This is a genomic window from Sphingomonas sp. CFBP8993 (assembly GCF_034044895.1).
In the GTDB taxonomy this organism is placed as follows: domain Bacteria; phylum Pseudomonadota; class Alphaproteobacteria; order Sphingomonadales; family Sphingomonadaceae; genus Sphingomonas.
In genome coordinates this window covers 428,828-444,013 of record NZ_JAXCWU010000002.1, presented here as the reverse complement: position 1 = coordinate 444,013, position 15,186 = coordinate 428,828, and the positions used below count along the sequence as shown (strand labels likewise).

14 protein-coding genes are annotated in these 15,186 nt (G+C 66.5%); 2 read left to right on the top strand and 12 right to left on the bottom strand.

Annotation, left to right across the window (positions count from 1 at the left end; genetic code table 11):
• Nucleotides 1-88 precede the first annotated feature (88 nt).
• From SOM26_RS05205 to SOM26_RS05185, 5 genes are all read right to left on the bottom strand, one after another.
• Nucleotides 89-529, bottom strand: a complete 441-nt coding sequence (locus SOM26_RS05205) for a hypothetical protein (protein WP_320451669.1) — start codon at nucleotides 527-529, stop codon at nucleotides 89-91.
• A 59-nt stretch (nucleotides 530-588) separates the two neighbouring features.
• The gene (locus tag SOM26_RS05200; protein WP_320451668.1) at nucleotides 589-1,131 is read right to left on the bottom strand and encodes a demethoxyubiquinone hydroxylase family protein; all 543 of its coding nucleotides are present in this window, start codon (nucleotides 1,129-1,131) and stop codon (nucleotides 589-591) included.
• The gene (locus tag SOM26_RS05195) at nucleotides 1,128-1,622 is read right to left on the bottom strand and encodes a disulfide bond formation protein B (RefSeq protein ID WP_320451667.1); all 495 of its coding nucleotides are present in this window, start codon (nucleotides 1,620-1,622) and stop codon (nucleotides 1,128-1,130) included. The genes SOM26_RS05200 and SOM26_RS05195 overlap by 4 nt, the downstream gene beginning before the upstream one ends.
• A 2-nt stretch (nucleotides 1,623-1,624) precedes the next feature.
• Nucleotides 1,625-2,989 (bottom strand): S41 family peptidase, encoded by a 1,365-nt coding sequence (locus SOM26_RS05190; RefSeq protein ID WP_414712014.1) that lies wholly within the window; start codon nucleotides 2,987-2,989, stop codon nucleotides 1,625-1,627.
• A 597-nt stretch (nucleotides 2,990-3,586) separates the two neighbouring features.
• On the bottom strand, nucleotides 3,587-4,225 hold the full coding sequence (locus SOM26_RS05185) for a hypothetical protein (RefSeq protein WP_320451666.1): 639 nt from the start codon (nucleotides 4,223-4,225) through the stop codon (nucleotides 3,587-3,589).
• A 44-nt stretch (nucleotides 4,226-4,269) separates the two neighbouring features.
• Here SOM26_RS05185 and SOM26_RS05180 point away from each other — a divergent pair, with 44 nt between their 5' ends.
• On the top strand, nucleotides 4,270-4,947 hold the full coding sequence (locus SOM26_RS05180) for a helix-turn-helix transcriptional regulator (RefSeq protein ID WP_320451665.1): 678 nt from the start codon (nucleotides 4,270-4,272) through the stop codon (nucleotides 4,945-4,947).
• Nucleotides 4,948-5,176: 229 nt separating this feature from the next.
• Here SOM26_RS05180 and SOM26_RS05175 read toward each other — a convergent pair whose 3' ends face one another.
• The 5 genes from SOM26_RS05175 to SOM26_RS05155 are packed head-to-tail and all read right to left on the bottom strand — an operon-like array spanning nucleotide 5,177 to nucleotide 9,057.
• Nucleotides 5,177-6,337 (bottom strand): murein hydrolase activator EnvC family protein, encoded by a 1,161-nt coding sequence (locus tag SOM26_RS05175; protein ID WP_320451664.1) that lies wholly within the window; start codon nucleotides 6,335-6,337, stop codon nucleotides 5,177-5,179.
• A gap of 4 nt (nucleotides 6,338-6,341) precedes the next feature.
• The gene (locus tag SOM26_RS05170; RefSeq protein ID WP_042483928.1) at nucleotides 6,342-6,764 is read right to left on the bottom strand and encodes a 23S rRNA (pseudouridine(1915)-N(3))-methyltransferase RlmH; all 423 of its coding nucleotides are present in this window, start codon (nucleotides 6,762-6,764) and stop codon (nucleotides 6,342-6,344) included.
• A 17-nt stretch (nucleotides 6,765-6,781) separates the two neighbouring features.
• Nucleotides 6,782-7,186: a ribosome silencing factor gene (gene rsfS / locus SOM26_RS05165; RefSeq protein ID WP_320451663.1), complete on the bottom strand. Its 405-nt coding sequence runs from the start codon at nucleotides 7,184-7,186 to the stop codon at nucleotides 6,782-6,784.
• 12 nt (nucleotides 7,187-7,198) lie between these two features.
• The gene (locus SOM26_RS05160) at nucleotides 7,199-7,798 is read right to left on the bottom strand and encodes a nicotinate-nucleotide adenylyltransferase (RefSeq protein WP_320451662.1); all 600 of its coding nucleotides are present in this window, start codon (nucleotides 7,796-7,798) and stop codon (nucleotides 7,199-7,201) included.
• Nucleotides 7,795-9,057, bottom strand: coding sequence for a glutamate-5-semialdehyde dehydrogenase (locus SOM26_RS05155; protein WP_320451661.1), 1,263 nt, complete (start codon nucleotides 9,055-9,057; stop codon nucleotides 7,795-7,797). The genes SOM26_RS05160 and SOM26_RS05155 overlap by 4 nt, the downstream gene beginning before the upstream one ends.
• A 132-nt stretch (nucleotides 9,058-9,189) precedes the next feature.
• Here SOM26_RS05155 and SOM26_RS05150 point away from each other — a divergent pair, with 132 nt between their 5' ends.
• The gene (locus SOM26_RS05150; protein WP_320451660.1) at nucleotides 9,190-11,934 is read left to right on the top strand and encodes a [protein-PII] uridylyltransferase; all 2,745 of its coding nucleotides are present in this window, start codon (nucleotides 9,190-9,192) and stop codon (nucleotides 11,932-11,934) included.
• A gap of 526 nt (nucleotides 11,935-12,460) precedes the next feature.
• Here SOM26_RS05150 and infC read toward each other — a convergent pair.
• Nucleotides 12,461-12,994 (bottom strand): translation initiation factor IF-3, encoded by a 534-nt coding sequence (infC, locus tag SOM26_RS05145; RefSeq protein WP_037569087.1) that lies wholly within the window; start codon nucleotides 12,992-12,994, stop codon nucleotides 12,461-12,463.
• Nucleotides 12,995-13,108: 114 nt separating this feature from the next.
• Nucleotides 13,109-15,112, bottom strand: coding sequence for a threonine--tRNA ligase (thrS, locus tag SOM26_RS05140; protein WP_320451659.1), 2,004 nt, complete (start codon nucleotides 15,110-15,112; stop codon nucleotides 13,109-13,111).
• Between the last annotated feature and the right edge of the window lie 74 nt (nucleotides 15,113-15,186).

Here is a 15,186-nt window from a genome sequence, read left to right as displayed (position 1 = left end):
TACCGCAGCGGGTCTTCCCCATTATCCCTTCCCGCGGGGGTAGGGCATTATGAAAAACGCCAAGTCCGCCTCACCCCCTCAAAGAGCATCAAGGATTGGGCGGCGCCTCGTCCCGCTTGCGCTGGGCGTTCACCGCGCGGTTTTCGCGCGCGCGCTGGACGAAACAGCCGGTCGCGCCGCCCGCACCCACCGCCGAGCAACTGCCGATGCTGTTGACGCCCGTGCCTTCGTTCAGCGTGCCCGTCGCGCGCGCCGCCCAGCTTTCATTCTCGGGCGTCACCTCTAGCTCGCGTAGTTCCTTGGGGACGCGGAACTGCTCCTCCGCGCCGCGACGGACGCAGACCACGATTTCGTTGCCGTTGTTGTCGGTGGGGCAGCGTTCATTGCCAAACAGGGTCAGCACGCCGTTGATCGGGGCGTTGCGCGACACTTCGCCCGGCGCATCGACCTTCTTGGGCGGCAGCGCGCCGGGGGCGGCGACCTGCTGCGCCAGGACGGGCGTCGCGCCCGTTCCCATGAACGTCATCATGGCCAACAGGCCGGCGGTCCAGGACCGGTTCGTCATCCTCTCTCTCCCGCTTTTGCCGTTCAGAGCCGCTTGGCCGCCGCGATCGCGACCTTGCAGCCCGCCCGGATCACCGCATACATCACCGGATAGGCGATCGCCTCTTCCGCGCCCGCGCCGATCGCGTGTTCGCGATGCTCCAGTTCCTCGGCCTGGAAGTCGGCAATGGCGTCCGACAATTCCGGGTCGCTATCGCCCAGCTGGTCGCGCTGTTCCTGATAGTGTTTGTCGATCTCGGTCTCGACCGCCGCGGTGCAGGCCATCGCCGCCTTCGGACCGATCGCCGCGGTGATCGCGCCCAGCGCAAAACCCGCCTTGTCCCAGAAGGGCTGGAACAGCGTCGGGCGGACCCGACGCTCGGCGATCATCCGGTCGAAAAAGGCGCGGTGGCGCTCCTCCTGCTCGGCCATATGATGGATCGCGCGCGAAAAGGGATGCCGGTCGCCCAGCACCGCGAGTTGCCCCGCATAGATGCGGGTCGCGCCATATTCCCCCGCCTGATCCACCCGGATCATCGCCTTCATCGGTTCGCGCCGGTCGCCCGGCATCCAGCGAAGCTGGCTCATCGCGCCTTCCTCATCAAAAACAGGATCGTCGCAGCCCCGCCAAGCGACAGGATCGCATTGAACCCGGCCAGCGAAATGCCGCCCAGCGTCCATTGCGCCACGTCGCAGCGGATGACCGGCGCCCGCATGATCGCGTTCAACCGGTCGGTCGCGCTCAACCCGCTCAAATCCACCGTCGAGGTGCAGGCGGTGAAGCCCTGCCACCAGCCATATTCGACACCGGCATGGGCCACACCGATCGCCCCCGACACCGCGATCAACAACGCGGCGAGGATGACAAGCGATCCCCGGATGCTACGCTGAGGCACGAAGAAGGCGAGGAAGGCAGGCACCAGCGCGGCATAATGCGGCCAGCGCTGCCAATGGCACATCTCGCACGGATAGAGCCCGCCGATCAGCTGGCTCCCCCAGGCCCCGGCGAGCAGAGCGGCAGGCAGTGCAAGGGCGATGATGTTCGCCAGCCGTTCGTTGCGGGTGCGCATGACGGCCATCGTCACTTCACCGGCGGCTTGGTGGCGGCGGCGACCTGGGCCGGGCCGCCCAGCCGGGCGACGGTCTTCAGCGCGTAATAGAGCTGGAAGTCCTCAATCCCCTGCTTCTTCAACGCCTCGGGCGTCGCGGTGAAGCGTGGATCGGTCTTGGTATCCTCTTCCAGAATCGCATTGTCGGCCTTCACCTCGTTGATCAGGTGGCGGCGCAGATCGGCCTCGCGGAAGACGGGCCGCGTCTTGTAATCGGGGTCGGAGATCTGCGGCACCTTGATGTCCGGCTCGATCCCGCCCTCCTGCACCGAGCGACCGGACGGCGTATAATAGCGCGCGGTGGTCAGGCGAAGTGCCGTCTCCGGCCCCAGCGGCAGCAGCGTCTGGACCGATCCCTTGCCGAAGCTGCGCTCACCCATCACCAGCGCGCGGTGATGATCCTGGAGCGCGCCCGCGACGATCTCCGACGCCGATGCGGTGCCCGAGTTGGTCAGCACGATCACCGGCAGGCCATGCGCATCGTCGCCGGGCTTGGCGTAATAACGCTCGATATCCGACTTCTCGCGGCCCCGCTGCGACACGATCTCGCCATGGTCCAGGAACGCGTCGCTGACCGCGATCGCCTGGGTCAGCAGCCCGCCGCCATTGTCGCGCAGGTCGACGACATAGCCCAGCGGCCGGTGGCCCAACGCCTTGTCGATCGCCATGATCGCCCCGCGCGTGTCGGCACCGGTATTCTCGGAGAAGGTGTTGATGTTGATGTATCCGACATCGCCCTTCACTTCCCATTTCACCGGGCGCTGGACGATGACCTCGCGGGTCAGGGTCAGCTCGATCGGCTTGTCGCGGCCGGGGCGGACCAGGGTCAGCTTGATCTTGGTGCCGGGCTTGCCCCGCATCTGGCCGATCGCCTCGTCCAGCGACTGGCCATAGATCAGCTTGCCGTCGATGTGCGTGATGTAATCGCCCGACTTCACGCCCGCGCGGCCAGCCGGCGTATCCTCCTGCGGCGCGATGACCTTGATCGCGCCGTCCTCCATCGAGACGGTCAGGCCCAGGCCGCCATAATTGCCCTCGGTCTGGATCTTGAGGTTGTCGAAGTCGAGCGCGTCGACATAGCTGCTATGCGGGTCGAGCGCGGCCAGCATCCCCTGGATCGCGCCCTTGATCAGCGTGTCGTCGTCGACCTTGTCGACATAATCGGCCTTGATCCGGTTATAGACGTCGAGGAACCGGTCGAACTGCCGCACGGTCGAGCTGTCCACCGCGGCCATCGCGGAGGTCGTGATCGGCACCATGGCAAGCGCGCCGACGATGGCAGTGGCAGTCAGAAGCGGACGTTTCGGCAGCGGGAGTCGTGAGAACGGACTGGGCATCGAGGGTCCTGGACCAGAAAAGCGAACCGCCTGTGTAGCGGGAAGCCGGACGCAATCAAAGCGCAACCGTGCTGAACGGGGGGTGAGCGGAGGTGGGGGCTATCGGGGATGGCGTTCGATGCGGCGTTCTCGAAACCGATCGAGTTTTGGGAATGCCCAGTTGGCAGCGGGAGTAATCCCTATGCCTTCTAAGGACGCAAAAATAAGCGGGATACAATCAGAACCGCGGCAATGAGAACGACGATGAGCATGACAGTCTCGGACAACGAATCCGTCCTACTCTTTAAGAGCCAGAAGGCCACAAGAGCACTAATGCCAATCCAAAAGTTCTTCGAAATAACAAGCCCATCCCCACAGTAATTGCAGAAAAACGGCGTTCCAAGGCCCCACTGGGTCTTCATGAATGGAACCGGTTTGCCACATGTGGGGCATGGGGGCGATAAAGAACGCATACTCGCGAACCTATCGACACCTCCGAGGCTTGCAACGGCGTCGTAAACGGAAATGCCGTTTTCCAAAAATGAACGGGCCGTGAGACGGCCGGAGCATTCCCATGGCAATGGCATTCCGGGAGCACCCCGACCTACAGCCGCCGCCTTACACGAGCGTGCCGAATTCCATGCTGATCGGCTCAATCATCGACAGAAACCGGTCACAATCCGCATTGCCGGCCCAGGCAGCGCAGATGGCCTCCGCCCCTTCCCGGTCATCGGCAAAGGCGAGATCGACGAAAATGCCATCCTGCAGCTTCACCAGGTGCTGGCGCCGCCAGCCGGATTGATGGGCCAGATGGCGCGATACCATGGCGTCATAGGCGGCGCGCATCGAGCCTTCCTCGACACCCGGCTTCAGCCTGAAGCGGCCAAGCTCGATGCCGTTCCCGGCGACGACCGGCTGCGGGTCGAGCGAGGGCGCGATATAGTGCGCCATGCTCGTGACCGTCGCTACCGAGCCGCGAAAACCGGCAAATTCATCGGCGTTTCCGACGATTTGCCCTGCCCTGCGCGCGCTATCGAGATCGGTCCACGCGACCAGATCGACGCGCGCATTCGCATCGTCCGCCCCTTGGAAAGGCGTCCAGGCGATGAAACCCGGTTGACCAGCAAGCAACGCCCTCGCCTGTTCGCGAACCGCGTCGGCCTGCGCCGCATCCGTGGTCCTATAGGCGACGATCTCATAGCAAATGGTGGTCATGGCATTCCCTGATGGTGACGTTCGTGAGGCCGCGGGATACACGCCGACCCTGACAGTTTTCGTCAGGATTGGTTGATAGACACCCCATGCGTTCGCTACGCCTCTTTGCGCTCCTCGATCACCTTCGCGGACGGTCGTTGCCGATCTCGGCCGACACGCTCGCCGAGCTGCTCGGCGTGTCGGTCCGAACGATCTACCGCGACATGGTGACATTGCAGGCGATGGGCGCGCCGGTGCGCGGTGAACCGGGCCTCGGCTATCAGCTTGAGCGCGGCTATTTCCTGCCGCCGCTGCATCTGGATCATGACGAAATGGATGCGGTGATGCTGGGGATGCGGTTGATCGCGGCACGGAGCGATGAACCACTGGCGGCGGCAGCACGGCGCGCATCGGCGAAGTTCGCCGCGTCGATGGAACCCGGTCGGCAAGCGGTCTATGCGAACCTGCCGCTGCGGGCCGTGTCGAAGCAGACATCGGAGAGCGAGAGCGCCAAGGCGCATCTGAGCCTGTTGCGGGATGCGATACGCCGACGCCTGATCCTGCGCATCACCTATGCGGATCTTTCGGGTAACGAGAGCGAGCGGACCATCAGACCGCTCGGGCTGACCCTGTTCGACTCCGCCTGGCTCCTCACCACTTGGTGCGAAGCCCGAAATGCCTTTCGCAATTTTCGAGCCGACCGAATTGGCACCATCAGCAGTACGGGGGCCATTTTCCGACACGAGAGCGGCAGACGCTTCGAGGACTATCTGAAGACTTTGTGAGGTGAATTACCGGTCTGCACGCCTTGTCCGATCGTGAACCAGCAACAGGAAATCGATTCCACGGGCCGGAGGGATAGTGATCGGCTGGTTCCGTTTCCCGATTGCATGCACCCGAAATCGCTGTTTGCAGATGGAGAAACGGGAAAGATCCCATTGCGTGAACGATCGGATTCCAAGGGGCGTACGGCTTCATCGAATCGACGTTCAGCCAAAACGCCAAAGCTTCCCCTCACCCCAAAACCGCTGCGATATCCATCGGCCGCCCGTCGCGACGCAATTCCACCGTCACGCGCGGCGCCACGCCGCCACGCCCCTGCCCTGCCCGGCCCAGCACCGCGCCCGCCGCGACCCGCTGGCCGGGTTTGACCGCGATGCCGCCCAGGCCAGTCACCAGGCTGGTCCAGCCCGCGCCATGGTTGACGATGACGATGCCGCCATAGCCGCGAAACGCACCGGCATAGCGCACCTCGCCGCCTGCGGGCGCGACGACGGGAGCGTAGGGGACCGTGGCCAGGGTGATGCCGCGCGCGCGGACACCGGAGTCGGAAATCTCGCCGAAGCCGCCCGCGACCTTGCCCTGCACCGGCAGGCGGTAGGTGCCCGTGGCGATGGCCGGGCCGATGACGCCGGGCGCGAGCGGACGCGGCACCGGGCCCGGCAGCGTGACCAGCTCGCCCGCTATCGCCTGCGCCTCGCCACGCTCGGCCATGCGATCGACGATGTCGCGCGCGGCTTCGCCCAACGCCAGCGCGCGGTTGGACTCGTCCACCGCCACCTGGCCCAGCACCTCGGCACGACCGCGATGGCGCGCCTCCAGCCGGGCCAGCGCCTGGCGTTCGGTCTCCAGCTTGGCGGTGGTCGCCGTCAGCGCACGGGCCGCCACCCCGACCTGATCGCGCAGGCGGCGGGTCGCGGCCAACTCGGTACGGACCGCCGCCGATCGCGCGGCGATGACGGGGGCAACGGTGCCGAAGACCGCGCGGACATGCGCCAGATCGGCGACCGAGCCCGGCTGCGCCACCGCCGCCAGCGGGGGACGCGCCGCCATGCTCTGCATCGCGGCCAGCAGATGCGCGAGCGGCGCCTGCGCCCGGGCGAGCCGCGTCTGTTGCTGCTCCAGCAATCCGGAGACCAGGTCCACCCGCGCGCGCGCCGCCGTCACCTCGGCCTCCGCCGCCGCGACGCGAGCCGCCACGGCACGCTCCCTGGCTTGGGCGATGGCGGCGGCGTTACGCTCGGCCCCGGCCTGCCGCTCCAGCGCCTGGGCACGTGCCTGCGCCGCCGCCGCGCCCGCACGGGCATCGGCCAGCCGCCGCTGATCCCCGGCGATATCGGTCGCGCCGAGCAGCGCCAGCGCCACCAGCGCCCCTGCGCCTCGGCGAAGCCTCACCCGCCTAGCCCTCGCGGTGATAGGGGTGGTTGGCGAGGATGCTCGTCGCGCGGAACAGCTGTTCGGCCAGCATCGCGCGTGCCATCATGTGCGGCCAGGTGGCGCGGCCATAGGAAATGAGCAGGTCGGCCCGCGCCCGATCGGCATCCTCGAAGCCATCGGCGGCCCCGATCATGAAGCGACACTCGCGCACGCCATCGTCGCGCCAGCGCTCCAGCCGACGCGCGAAATCCATCGAGGAGAGATTCTCGCCCTTCTCGTCCATCAGGACCAGGCGCGCCTGTCCCTCCAGCGGGGGGACCTTGCCGCCGGTGTCGGGAAGTTCGGTGACCTTGGTCGGCCAGCCGATACGCTTGATATAGCGGTCGACCAGTTCGGCCTCGGGCGAACGGCCGATCCGCCCGCGCGCGACGATATGCAGCAGCACGGGCGGGCTCTAGAGTATCAGAGGTTGCGGTCGGCGGGACTCGCGGGCGGGGTCGGCGCATCGCCGAACGCCCACATGCGCTCGAGATTGTAGAAGGTGCGGACCTCGGGACGGAACAGGTGGACGATCACGTCATTGGCGTCGATCAGCACCCAATCGGCGGTCGGCAGACCTTCGATCCGGCAGGACCGGCCGAACTCGGCCTTGATCTTCTCGGCGAGCTTCATCGCCATCGAGGCGACCTGCCGGGTCGAACGACCGCTGGCGATCACCATGAAATCTGCGATCGACGACTTGCCCGCGAGCGGGATCGAGATCGTCTCCACCGCCTGGTCGTCATCCAGCGACGCGAGGATCAGGCGGTGCAGCGCCTCCACCTCGGCGGGATCGGACGGACGCGGCGATTGCGGGGAAGTGGCCAAGTGAGCTCCTGTTCAGGGGACGTTTCGGCCCATATGCCGAAACCAGTCCGGATCGCGGGCCCGAAGGCCCGTGGCGGAAGTAGGGTCGGGGCGGAAGCGCAACAGCACGAAGGCCGGCAAACTCCACATCGTCCAGTTCTTCGCCTGGCCCGGACGCCTCTGGAAACGCCTGAACCAGCCCAGCGCGGGTGTCGCGTGGGCAGCGGCATTGTATCCCGGACGGCCGATAACCGCAATCGGGATCGCACGGGCAATATCACGCCATCCGCGCCACCGGTGAAACTGCTCCAGATTATCCTCACCCATCAGCCAGACGAAGTCGTGGCCGGGGTAGCGGCGGGTGATCGCGCGCACGGTATCCAGGGTATAGCGGGTGTGCAGATCGCGCTCGATCGCACTGGCGCGGATCGGCGCGCGCCGGGCCATGATCCGTGCCGAGGCGAACCGCGCGGCGAAGGGCGCCATGTCGCTGGCCCCGTCCTTCAACGGATTGCCCGGCGACACCAGCCACCAGACCTCGTCCAGGTCCAGCGCGCGGATCGCGTCCAGCGTGATGCGGCGATGCCCCCGATGCGCGGGATTGAACGACCCGCCGAGCAGACCGATCTTCACCCTCTGATCTGCCCTGCCCCACGCCCGACCCATTTATAGGTGGTCAGCCCCTCCAACGCGACCGGCCCGCGCGCGTGCAGCCGCCCGGTGGCGATGCCGATCTCCGCGCCCAGCCCGAACTCACCGCCATCGGCGAACTGGGTCGAGGCGTTCCACAGCACGATCGCGCTGTCGACTTGGGCCAGGAATCGCTCGGCGACGGCGGCGTCCTCGGCGACGATCGCGTCGGTATGGTGCGATCCATGCGCGGCGATATGCGCCATCGCGCCCTCCACCCCGTCGACCAGCGCGACGCTAGCGATCGCATCGAGATATTCGGTGTCCCAGTCCTCGGGCGTCGCCTTGTCCAGGCCCGGCACGATCTCGCGCACGGCATCGTCGCCGCGCACCGTGCAGCCCGCATCGACCAGCGCCGCGACGAGTTCGGCCGGATGGCAATAGACGCGGTCGATCAGCAGCGTTTCCATCGCGCCGCAAATGCCGGTGCGGCGCATCTTGGCATCGCGCACGATGCGCGCGGCCATGTCGTGATCGGCCGAACCATCGACATAGACGTGGTTGATCCCGTCCAGATGCGCGAGGACGGGCACCCGTGCCTCCGCCTGCACCCGCGCGACAAGGCTCTTGCCCCCGCGCGGGATCAGCAGGTCGATCAGCCCGTCCGCCGCCAGCATCGCGCCCACCGCCGCGCGGTCCGTGGTCGGCACCAGCTGCACCGCGTCCGCCGGACCACCCGCCGCCGTCCAGCCCATCGCGAAGGCGGCATGGAGCGCACGGTTGCTGTGCACCGCCTCCGACCCGCCGCGCAGGATCGCCGCATTGCCCGCCATCGCACACAGCGCGGCGGCATCGACGGTGACGTTGGGACGGCTTTCATAGACGATGCCGATCACCCCCACCGGCACGCGCACGCGCGACAGGTTCAGGCCATTGGGCCGGGTCCGCTCGTCGATCCGCTCGCCGACCGGATCGGGCAGTGCCGCCACCGCCTCGACGCCGGAGACGATCCCGGCGATCCGCGCTTCGTCCAGTTTCAGCCGGTCGAGCATCGCGGGCGACAGGCCGTTCGCCGCGCCCGATGCCATGTCCTGCGCATTGGCCTCCAGGATCGCGGGCGTCGCTTCGCGGATCGCCTGTGCGGCGGCGTGCAGGGCCCTGGCCTTGGCGTCGGCCGGCATCTGCGCCAGCCCCCTGGCGGCGGTACGGGCGCGCTGGCCCATGTCGGCGATCAGGGCGGGGATGTCGTGATGGTCGGCCATGCGGGTTCGCTATCATGGTCGGACGATGGGCCCAAGCATCGGAATCTTGGTCGGTGGAAAGGACGGAGCCCTGCCCCTCCACCGCAAATCTACCCTCTCCATTTGTTCATCTCCATTCCCTATGAAGTCCCCATGCACAGCCGTTTCGAATCCCTCCCCAATCGCCGCGCCATCGTCGATCGCCGTGCGCTGGCCGAACAGGTCGCAGCCCTTGGGATCACGGGTCCCGAGGGGCGTACCCTGGTCACACCGGTGCTGCGCGCCGCGCTGGACGCCGGGCGGGTGGAAGTGGCGCGACGGCTGTCGATCCACCCCTCGCGCGGGCTGGAGGCGGCGGCGGCCCAGGCCTATCTGACCGATCAGGTGCTGAAGGTGCTGTTCGACTTCACCACCGACACGCTCTACCCCTTGAGCAACCCGACGGCGGGGGAGCGGCTGACCCTGATCGCGGTGGGCGGCTATGGCCGGGGCGAGATGGCGCCCTATTCCGACGTCGATATCGGCTTTCTCACGCCTTTCAAGCAGACGCCGCATGCCGAGCAGGTCATCGAATCGATGCTCTATTCGCTCTGGGACCTGGGGCTGAAGGTCGGCCATTCCAGCCGCTCGATCGACGAGATGATCCGCCAGGCCAAGGGTGACGTCACCGTGCGCACCGCCCTGTTGGAGGGGCGTTTCCTGTGCGGCGACCAGGCGCTGTACGACGAGGCCGCGCGCCGCTTCAAGATCGAGATCCAGACCGATTCGCACCGCCAGTTCATCGCCGACAAGCTGGCCGAGCGCGACCTGCGCCACCGCAAGATGGGCGACACACGCTATGTCGTCGAACCCAATGTCAAGGAGGGCAAGGGCGGCCTGCGCGACCTGCACGCACTCTTCTGGATCGGCAAATATGTCTATGACGTCGACCGCGCCGCCGACCTGATCGACCGGGGCCTGTTCACCCGCGAGGAATATCGCCAATTCCACCGCGCCGACAATTTCCTGTGGGCCGTGCGCTGTCACCTGCACACCATCACGGGCCGTGCCGAGGATCGGTTGACCTTCGACGTGCAGCGCCAGATCGCCGAGCGGATGCGCTTCTCCGACCGGCCGGGCAAGGCCAAGGTCGAGCGGTTCATGCAGCTCTACTTCCTGCAGGTGAAGACGGTCGGCGCGCTGACCGGCGCGTTCCTGGCGCATCTGGACGAGCGGTTCGCGGCGCGCGGGCACCGTTTCGGCCTGCCCACCATTCGCCGGCGACCACGCCGGTTGAACGGCTTCGTCCTCGATCGCGGACGCCTCGCCCTGCCGCGCGACGATTTCTTTCAGGAAGACCCGGTCCGCCTGATCGAGATTTTCCAGCTCGCCGACCGGTATGAGCTGGAGGTGCACCCGCTGGCGATGCGGGCGGCGTCGCGCGATGCCAAGCTGGTCGACGATATCCGCCGCGCCCCCCGCGCCAACGCGCTGTTCCTCGACGTGCTGACCAGCCGCCGCGACCCGGAGCTGGTCCTGCGCTGGATGAACGAGGCTGGGGTGTTCGGCCGCTTCCTGCCCGATTTCGGCCGCATCGTCGCGCAGATGCAGTTCGACATGTACCATCACTACACCGTCGACGAACACACCATCCGCGCGCTCGGCCTGCTCGCCCGGATCGAGCGGCAGGAACTGGTGGAGGAACATCCCGTCGCCTCCGCGATCATCGGCCAGATCGTGTCGCGGCGCGTCCTCTATGTCGCGGTGCTGCTCCACGACATCGCCAAGGGGCGCGGCGGCGACCATTCGATCCTGGGTGCCGAAGTCGCCGAGCGGGTCTGCCCGCGCCTGGGCCTGAGCGATGCCGAGACCGAGACGGTCGCCTGGCTGGTCCGCTGGCACCTGCTGATGTCGGCGACCGCATTCAAGCGCGACCTGTCGGACTTCAAGACGATCCTCGATTTCTGCGAAACGGTGCAGAGCCCCGAGCGGCTTCGCCTGCTGCTGGTCCTGACCATCGTCGATATCCGCGCCGTGGGGCCGGGGACGTGGAACGGGTGGAAGCGCCAACTGCTCGCCGACCTGTACGAAGCGGCCGAGGAAGTCCTTCGCCTGGGCCACAAGCAGCGCGGCCGGACCGAGCGGATCGCCGCCAAGCAGGCGCGGCTGGGCGAGTTGCTCGGCTGGCCCGAGGCGCAGTTCGCCGCGCTCGTCCACCGCCTGCCCGAGGCTTACTGGATCGCCGAGCCCGAGGATGTGCTGGCCCATAATGCGCGCCAGATGGCGGCGGCGGGCGACGCCCAGCTGTCGATCGACGCGCAAGTCTATGGCGAGCGTGGCGCGACGCTGGTGTCCATCTATGCCGCCGACCATCCCGGGCTGTTCTACCGCATCGCGGGCGCGATCCATGTCGCGGGCGGCAACATCATCGACGCGCGCATCCACACGACGCGCGATGGCATGGCGATCGACAATTTCCTGGTCCAGGATCCGCTGGGCCGTCCGTTCGACGATCCGGGGCAGCTCAGTCGCCTGCGCCGCGCGATCGAGGATGCGCTGGCCAATCGCAGCAAGCTGGCCGACCGACTGGTCGCCAAGCCCAATGCCCGCCCGCGCGCCGACGCCTTCCACATCGCGCCCAACGTCCTGATCGACAATCGCGCGTCGAACCGGTTCACGGTGGTGGAGGTCCATGCGCGGGATCGACCGGCGCTGCTCAACCAGCTCGCCCATGCGCTGTTCCAGTCGAAGGTGACGATCCACTCGGCCCATGTCGCGACCTATGGCGAGCGCGCGGTCGACGTATTCTACCTGACCGACCTGACCGGGGACCAGATCACCAATAGCGGGCGGTTGAAGACGCTGGAGAAACGGTTGCTGGGGGCCGCGGCGGGGGAAGCGATGGAGATGGCGGCGTAGTTTCCACGCGCCGTTCAGCCTGAGCGTCGCCCTATGCCTTTCGGCTTCGCCCGGTGCGAACGGAAGGGCAGCCTTGCACCTTCTCTCCTGCGCCAACCCGGCGAAGGCCGGGGTCCAGTTGCGAAGGCTTCATTGTTGGAGCGAGCCGGACCATCCCAACGGCACCCCCTACTGGACCCCGGCCTCCGCCGGGGTGGCGCTTCGGATTTGATGGATCAACCTCACTCGCGGTTGGGTAACGGGGCGTGCCCTTCGACTATGTTCAGGCGGAACGGAGGGTTTGGCCAGTCGCATACGGTCCCATCGCACAATATGCTGAGCATCCAGGAACCTTAGAATGCGATGGCATGGGGCGAATCCAAAGAAAGCCCCTCTCCTTCAGGGGAGGGGTGGGTCAAGCTGACGTCATCGTGCTCTAGCGCCCTCAGCGCGAACCCAAAACAAAAACCCCCGGCAGCCCATCCGGCCACCAGGGGTTTTTGAAACATGGACAATCCGAGGAACTACACCCCCGAGTCGCCGCGCCTCACTTCGGCGCCAGCACCATCAGCATCTGGCGGCCTTCCATGCGCGGATAGGCTTCGACCTTGGCGACCTCGGCCACCTGCTCGGCGACGCGCTGGAGCACGTTCATGCCGAGCTGGCCGTGGCTCAGCTCGCGGCCGCGGAAGCGCATGGTGACCTTCACCTTGTCGCCCTCGCCGATGAATTCGACCACCTTCTTCATCTTGGTGTCGTAGTCATGGTCGTCGATGTTCGGACGCATCTTGATCTCCTTGATCTCCTGCGTCTTCTGCGACTTGCGGGCGAGGTTGGCCTTTTTCTGCGCCTCGTACTTATACTTGCCGACATCGAGGAACTTGGCGACGGGCGGATCTGCGTTGGGCGACACTTCGACCAGGTCAAGGCCGAGTTCCTGGGCCTGGGCCATCGCCTCACGCGTGTACATCACGCCGAGATTCTCGCCCTCATGGTCGATCACGCGAACCTTGGGGCTTTGAATCCACTCGTTGAACCGAGGACCGTTCATCGGCGGCGCCTGCATCGGACGGCGCATCATGGGAGGACGTATGGGTATTTCTCCTGTGGCAATTACAGCATCAATATAGGCGATCGGGCGCATATTTGAAAGGGCGAGACAAACGTCCCGCCCTTTCGGTCACGTCAGCCGATTTCAGCCGCGCAGATCCGGCGGAGTCGCCTCCGACCGCAGCATCGCGATGGCCTCGTCCAGCGTCATCACCTCCTGCGCCTGGGACCCCAGACGGCGGACGGCGACCTTGCCTTCCTCGGCCTCGCGCTTGCCGACGACCAGCAGCACGGGGACCTTGGCGACCGAGTGCTCGCGCACCTTGTAGTTGATCTTCTCGTTGCGCAGATCGGTTTCGACCCGGATGCCCGCCGCCGCCAGCTTGGCCGCCGCCTCTTCCGCATAACCATCCGCGTCTGACACGATGGTCGCGACCACCGCCTGCACGGGTGCCAGCCAGACGGGGAAGCGGCCGGCATAATGCTCGATCAGGATGCCGATGAACCGCTCGTAGGAGCCGAAGATCGCGCGGTGGAGCATGATCGGGCGATGCCGCTCGCCATCCTCGCCAATGTACGACGCGTCGAGCCGCTCGGGCAGGACGCGGTCGGACTGGATGGTGCCGACCTGCCACGTCCGGCCGATCGCGTCGGTCAGATGCCATTCCAGCTTGGGCGCATAGAAAGCCCCCTCGCCCGGCAGCTCTTCCCAGCCATAGGCTTCGGTGGCCAGCCCCGCCCGCACGACCGCGTCGCGCAGCTCGGTTTCGGCCATGTCCCACATTTCTTCGGTGCCGAAGCGCTTTTCGGGGCGCAGCGCCAGCTTGATCGAATAGGTGAAGCCGAAATCCTTGTAGATCCGGTCCGCCAATTCGCAAAAGGCGCGGACTTCCTCGACGATCTGGTCCTCGCGGCAGAAGATATGCGCGTCGTCCTGGGTGAACTGGCGTACGCGCATCAGGCCGTGCAGCGCGCCATGCGGCTCGTTGCGGTGGCAGCAGCCATTCTCGTAGAAGCGCAGCGGCAGGTCACGGTACGACTTGATCCCCTGGCGGAAGATCAGGACGTGCGCCGGGCAATTCATCGGCTTCAGCGCCATCCACTGCGCGTCGTCCGAGACCAGCGGACCCTCGTCCTCGACGTTGGGCACTTCGTCGGGGATCACGAACATATTCTCGCGATATTTGCCCCAGTGGCCGGACTGCTCCCACTGGCGCGCGTCCATCACCTGCGGGGTCTTGACCTCGCGATAACCGCCCGCGTCGATCGCACGGCGCATATACGCCTCCAGCTCGCGCCAGATGCGATAGCCCTTGGGGTGCCAGAAGACCGAGCCATGCGCCTCGGCCTGGAGGTGGAACAGGTCCATCTCATTGCCCAGCTTGCGATGGTCGCGCTTGGCCGCTTCCTCCAGCCGGGTCAGATGTTCGGCGAGCTGCTTCTTGTTCAGCCAGCCGGTGCCGTAGATGCGGCTGAGCATCGCGTTCTTCTGGTCGCCGCGCCAATAGGCGCCCGACACGCGGGTCAGCTTGAAGGCGTTGGGGTCGAGCTTGCCGGTCGAGGCGAGATGCGGGCCGCGGCACATGTCGAGCCAGGCGTCTTCGCCCTTGCCGGCGCGATAGACCGTCAGTTCCTCGGTATCGGGCAGCTCGGCGGCCCACTGCGCCTTGAACGTCTCGCCCTGCGCGTTCCAGCGTTCGATCAGTTGCTCGCGGGTCCAGACCTCGCGGATCAACGGCTCGTCGCGCGCGATGATCTTGCGCATCTCGGCCTCGATCGCGGGCAGGTCCTCCTCGGTGAAGGGGCGATCCTTCGGCGCGAAGTCGTAATAGAAACCGTCGTCGGTGGCGGGACCGAAGGTGATCTGCGTGCCGGGGAACAGCGCCTGCACCGCCTCGGCCAGGACATGCGCGAAGTCGTGGCGGGCGAGTTCGAGCGCGTCGGCCTCGTCCTTCGCGGTCACCAGCGCCAGCGCGGAGTCGCCCTCGAGCGGGCGCATGATGTCGCGCAGCTCGCCATCGACACGCGCGGCGATCGCCGCCTTGGCCAGGCCCGGCCCGATCGCGGCGGCGATGTCCGCGGGGGTAGTTCCGGGCGCGACCTCACGGACGGAACCGTCGGGCAGCGTGATACGGAACATCGCGGACATGGATACTCTCTTCGATAAGGGCTGGTGATGCGCCGGCAGAGCCCGACGCGAAGGGCTCTATAGGGACAAATCCC

Bases quoted from the DNA above. Each gene is read 5' to 3' on its own strand.
- SOM26_RS05195 (WP_320451667.1), bottom strand. From the start codon at position 1,622: ATGGCCGTCATGCGCACCCGCAACGAACGGCTGGCGAACATCATCGCC.
- SOM26_RS05180 (WP_320451665.1), top strand. From the start codon at position 4,270: ATGCGTTCGCTACGCCTCTTTGCGCTCCTCGATCACCTTCGCGGACGG.
- thrS (WP_320451659.1), bottom strand. From the start codon at position 15,112: ATGTCCGCGATGTTCCGTATCACGCTGCCCGACGGTTCCGTCCGTGAG.
- infC (WP_037569087.1), bottom strand. From the start codon at position 12,994: ATGATGCGCCGTCCGATGCAGGCGCCGCCGATGAACGGTCCTCGGTTC.
- SOM26_RS05190 (WP_414712014.1), bottom strand. From the start codon at position 2,989: ATGCCCAGTCCGTTCTCACGACTCCCGCTGCCGAAACGTCCGCTTCTG.
- SOM26_RS05200 (WP_320451668.1), bottom strand. From the start codon at position 1,131: ATGAGCCAGCTTCGCTGGATGCCGGGCGACCGGCGCGAACCGATGAAG.
- SOM26_RS05155 (WP_320451661.1), bottom strand. From the start codon at position 9,057: ATGGCCGACCATCACGACATCCCCGCCCTGATCGCCGACATGGGCCAG.
- SOM26_RS05150 (WP_320451660.1), top strand. From the start codon at position 9,190: ATGCACAGCCGTTTCGAATCCCTCCCCAATCGCCGCGCCATCGTCGAT.
- SOM26_RS05205 (WP_320451669.1), bottom strand. From the start codon at position 529: ATGATGACGTTCATGGGAACGGGCGCGACGCCCGTCCTGGCGCAGCAG.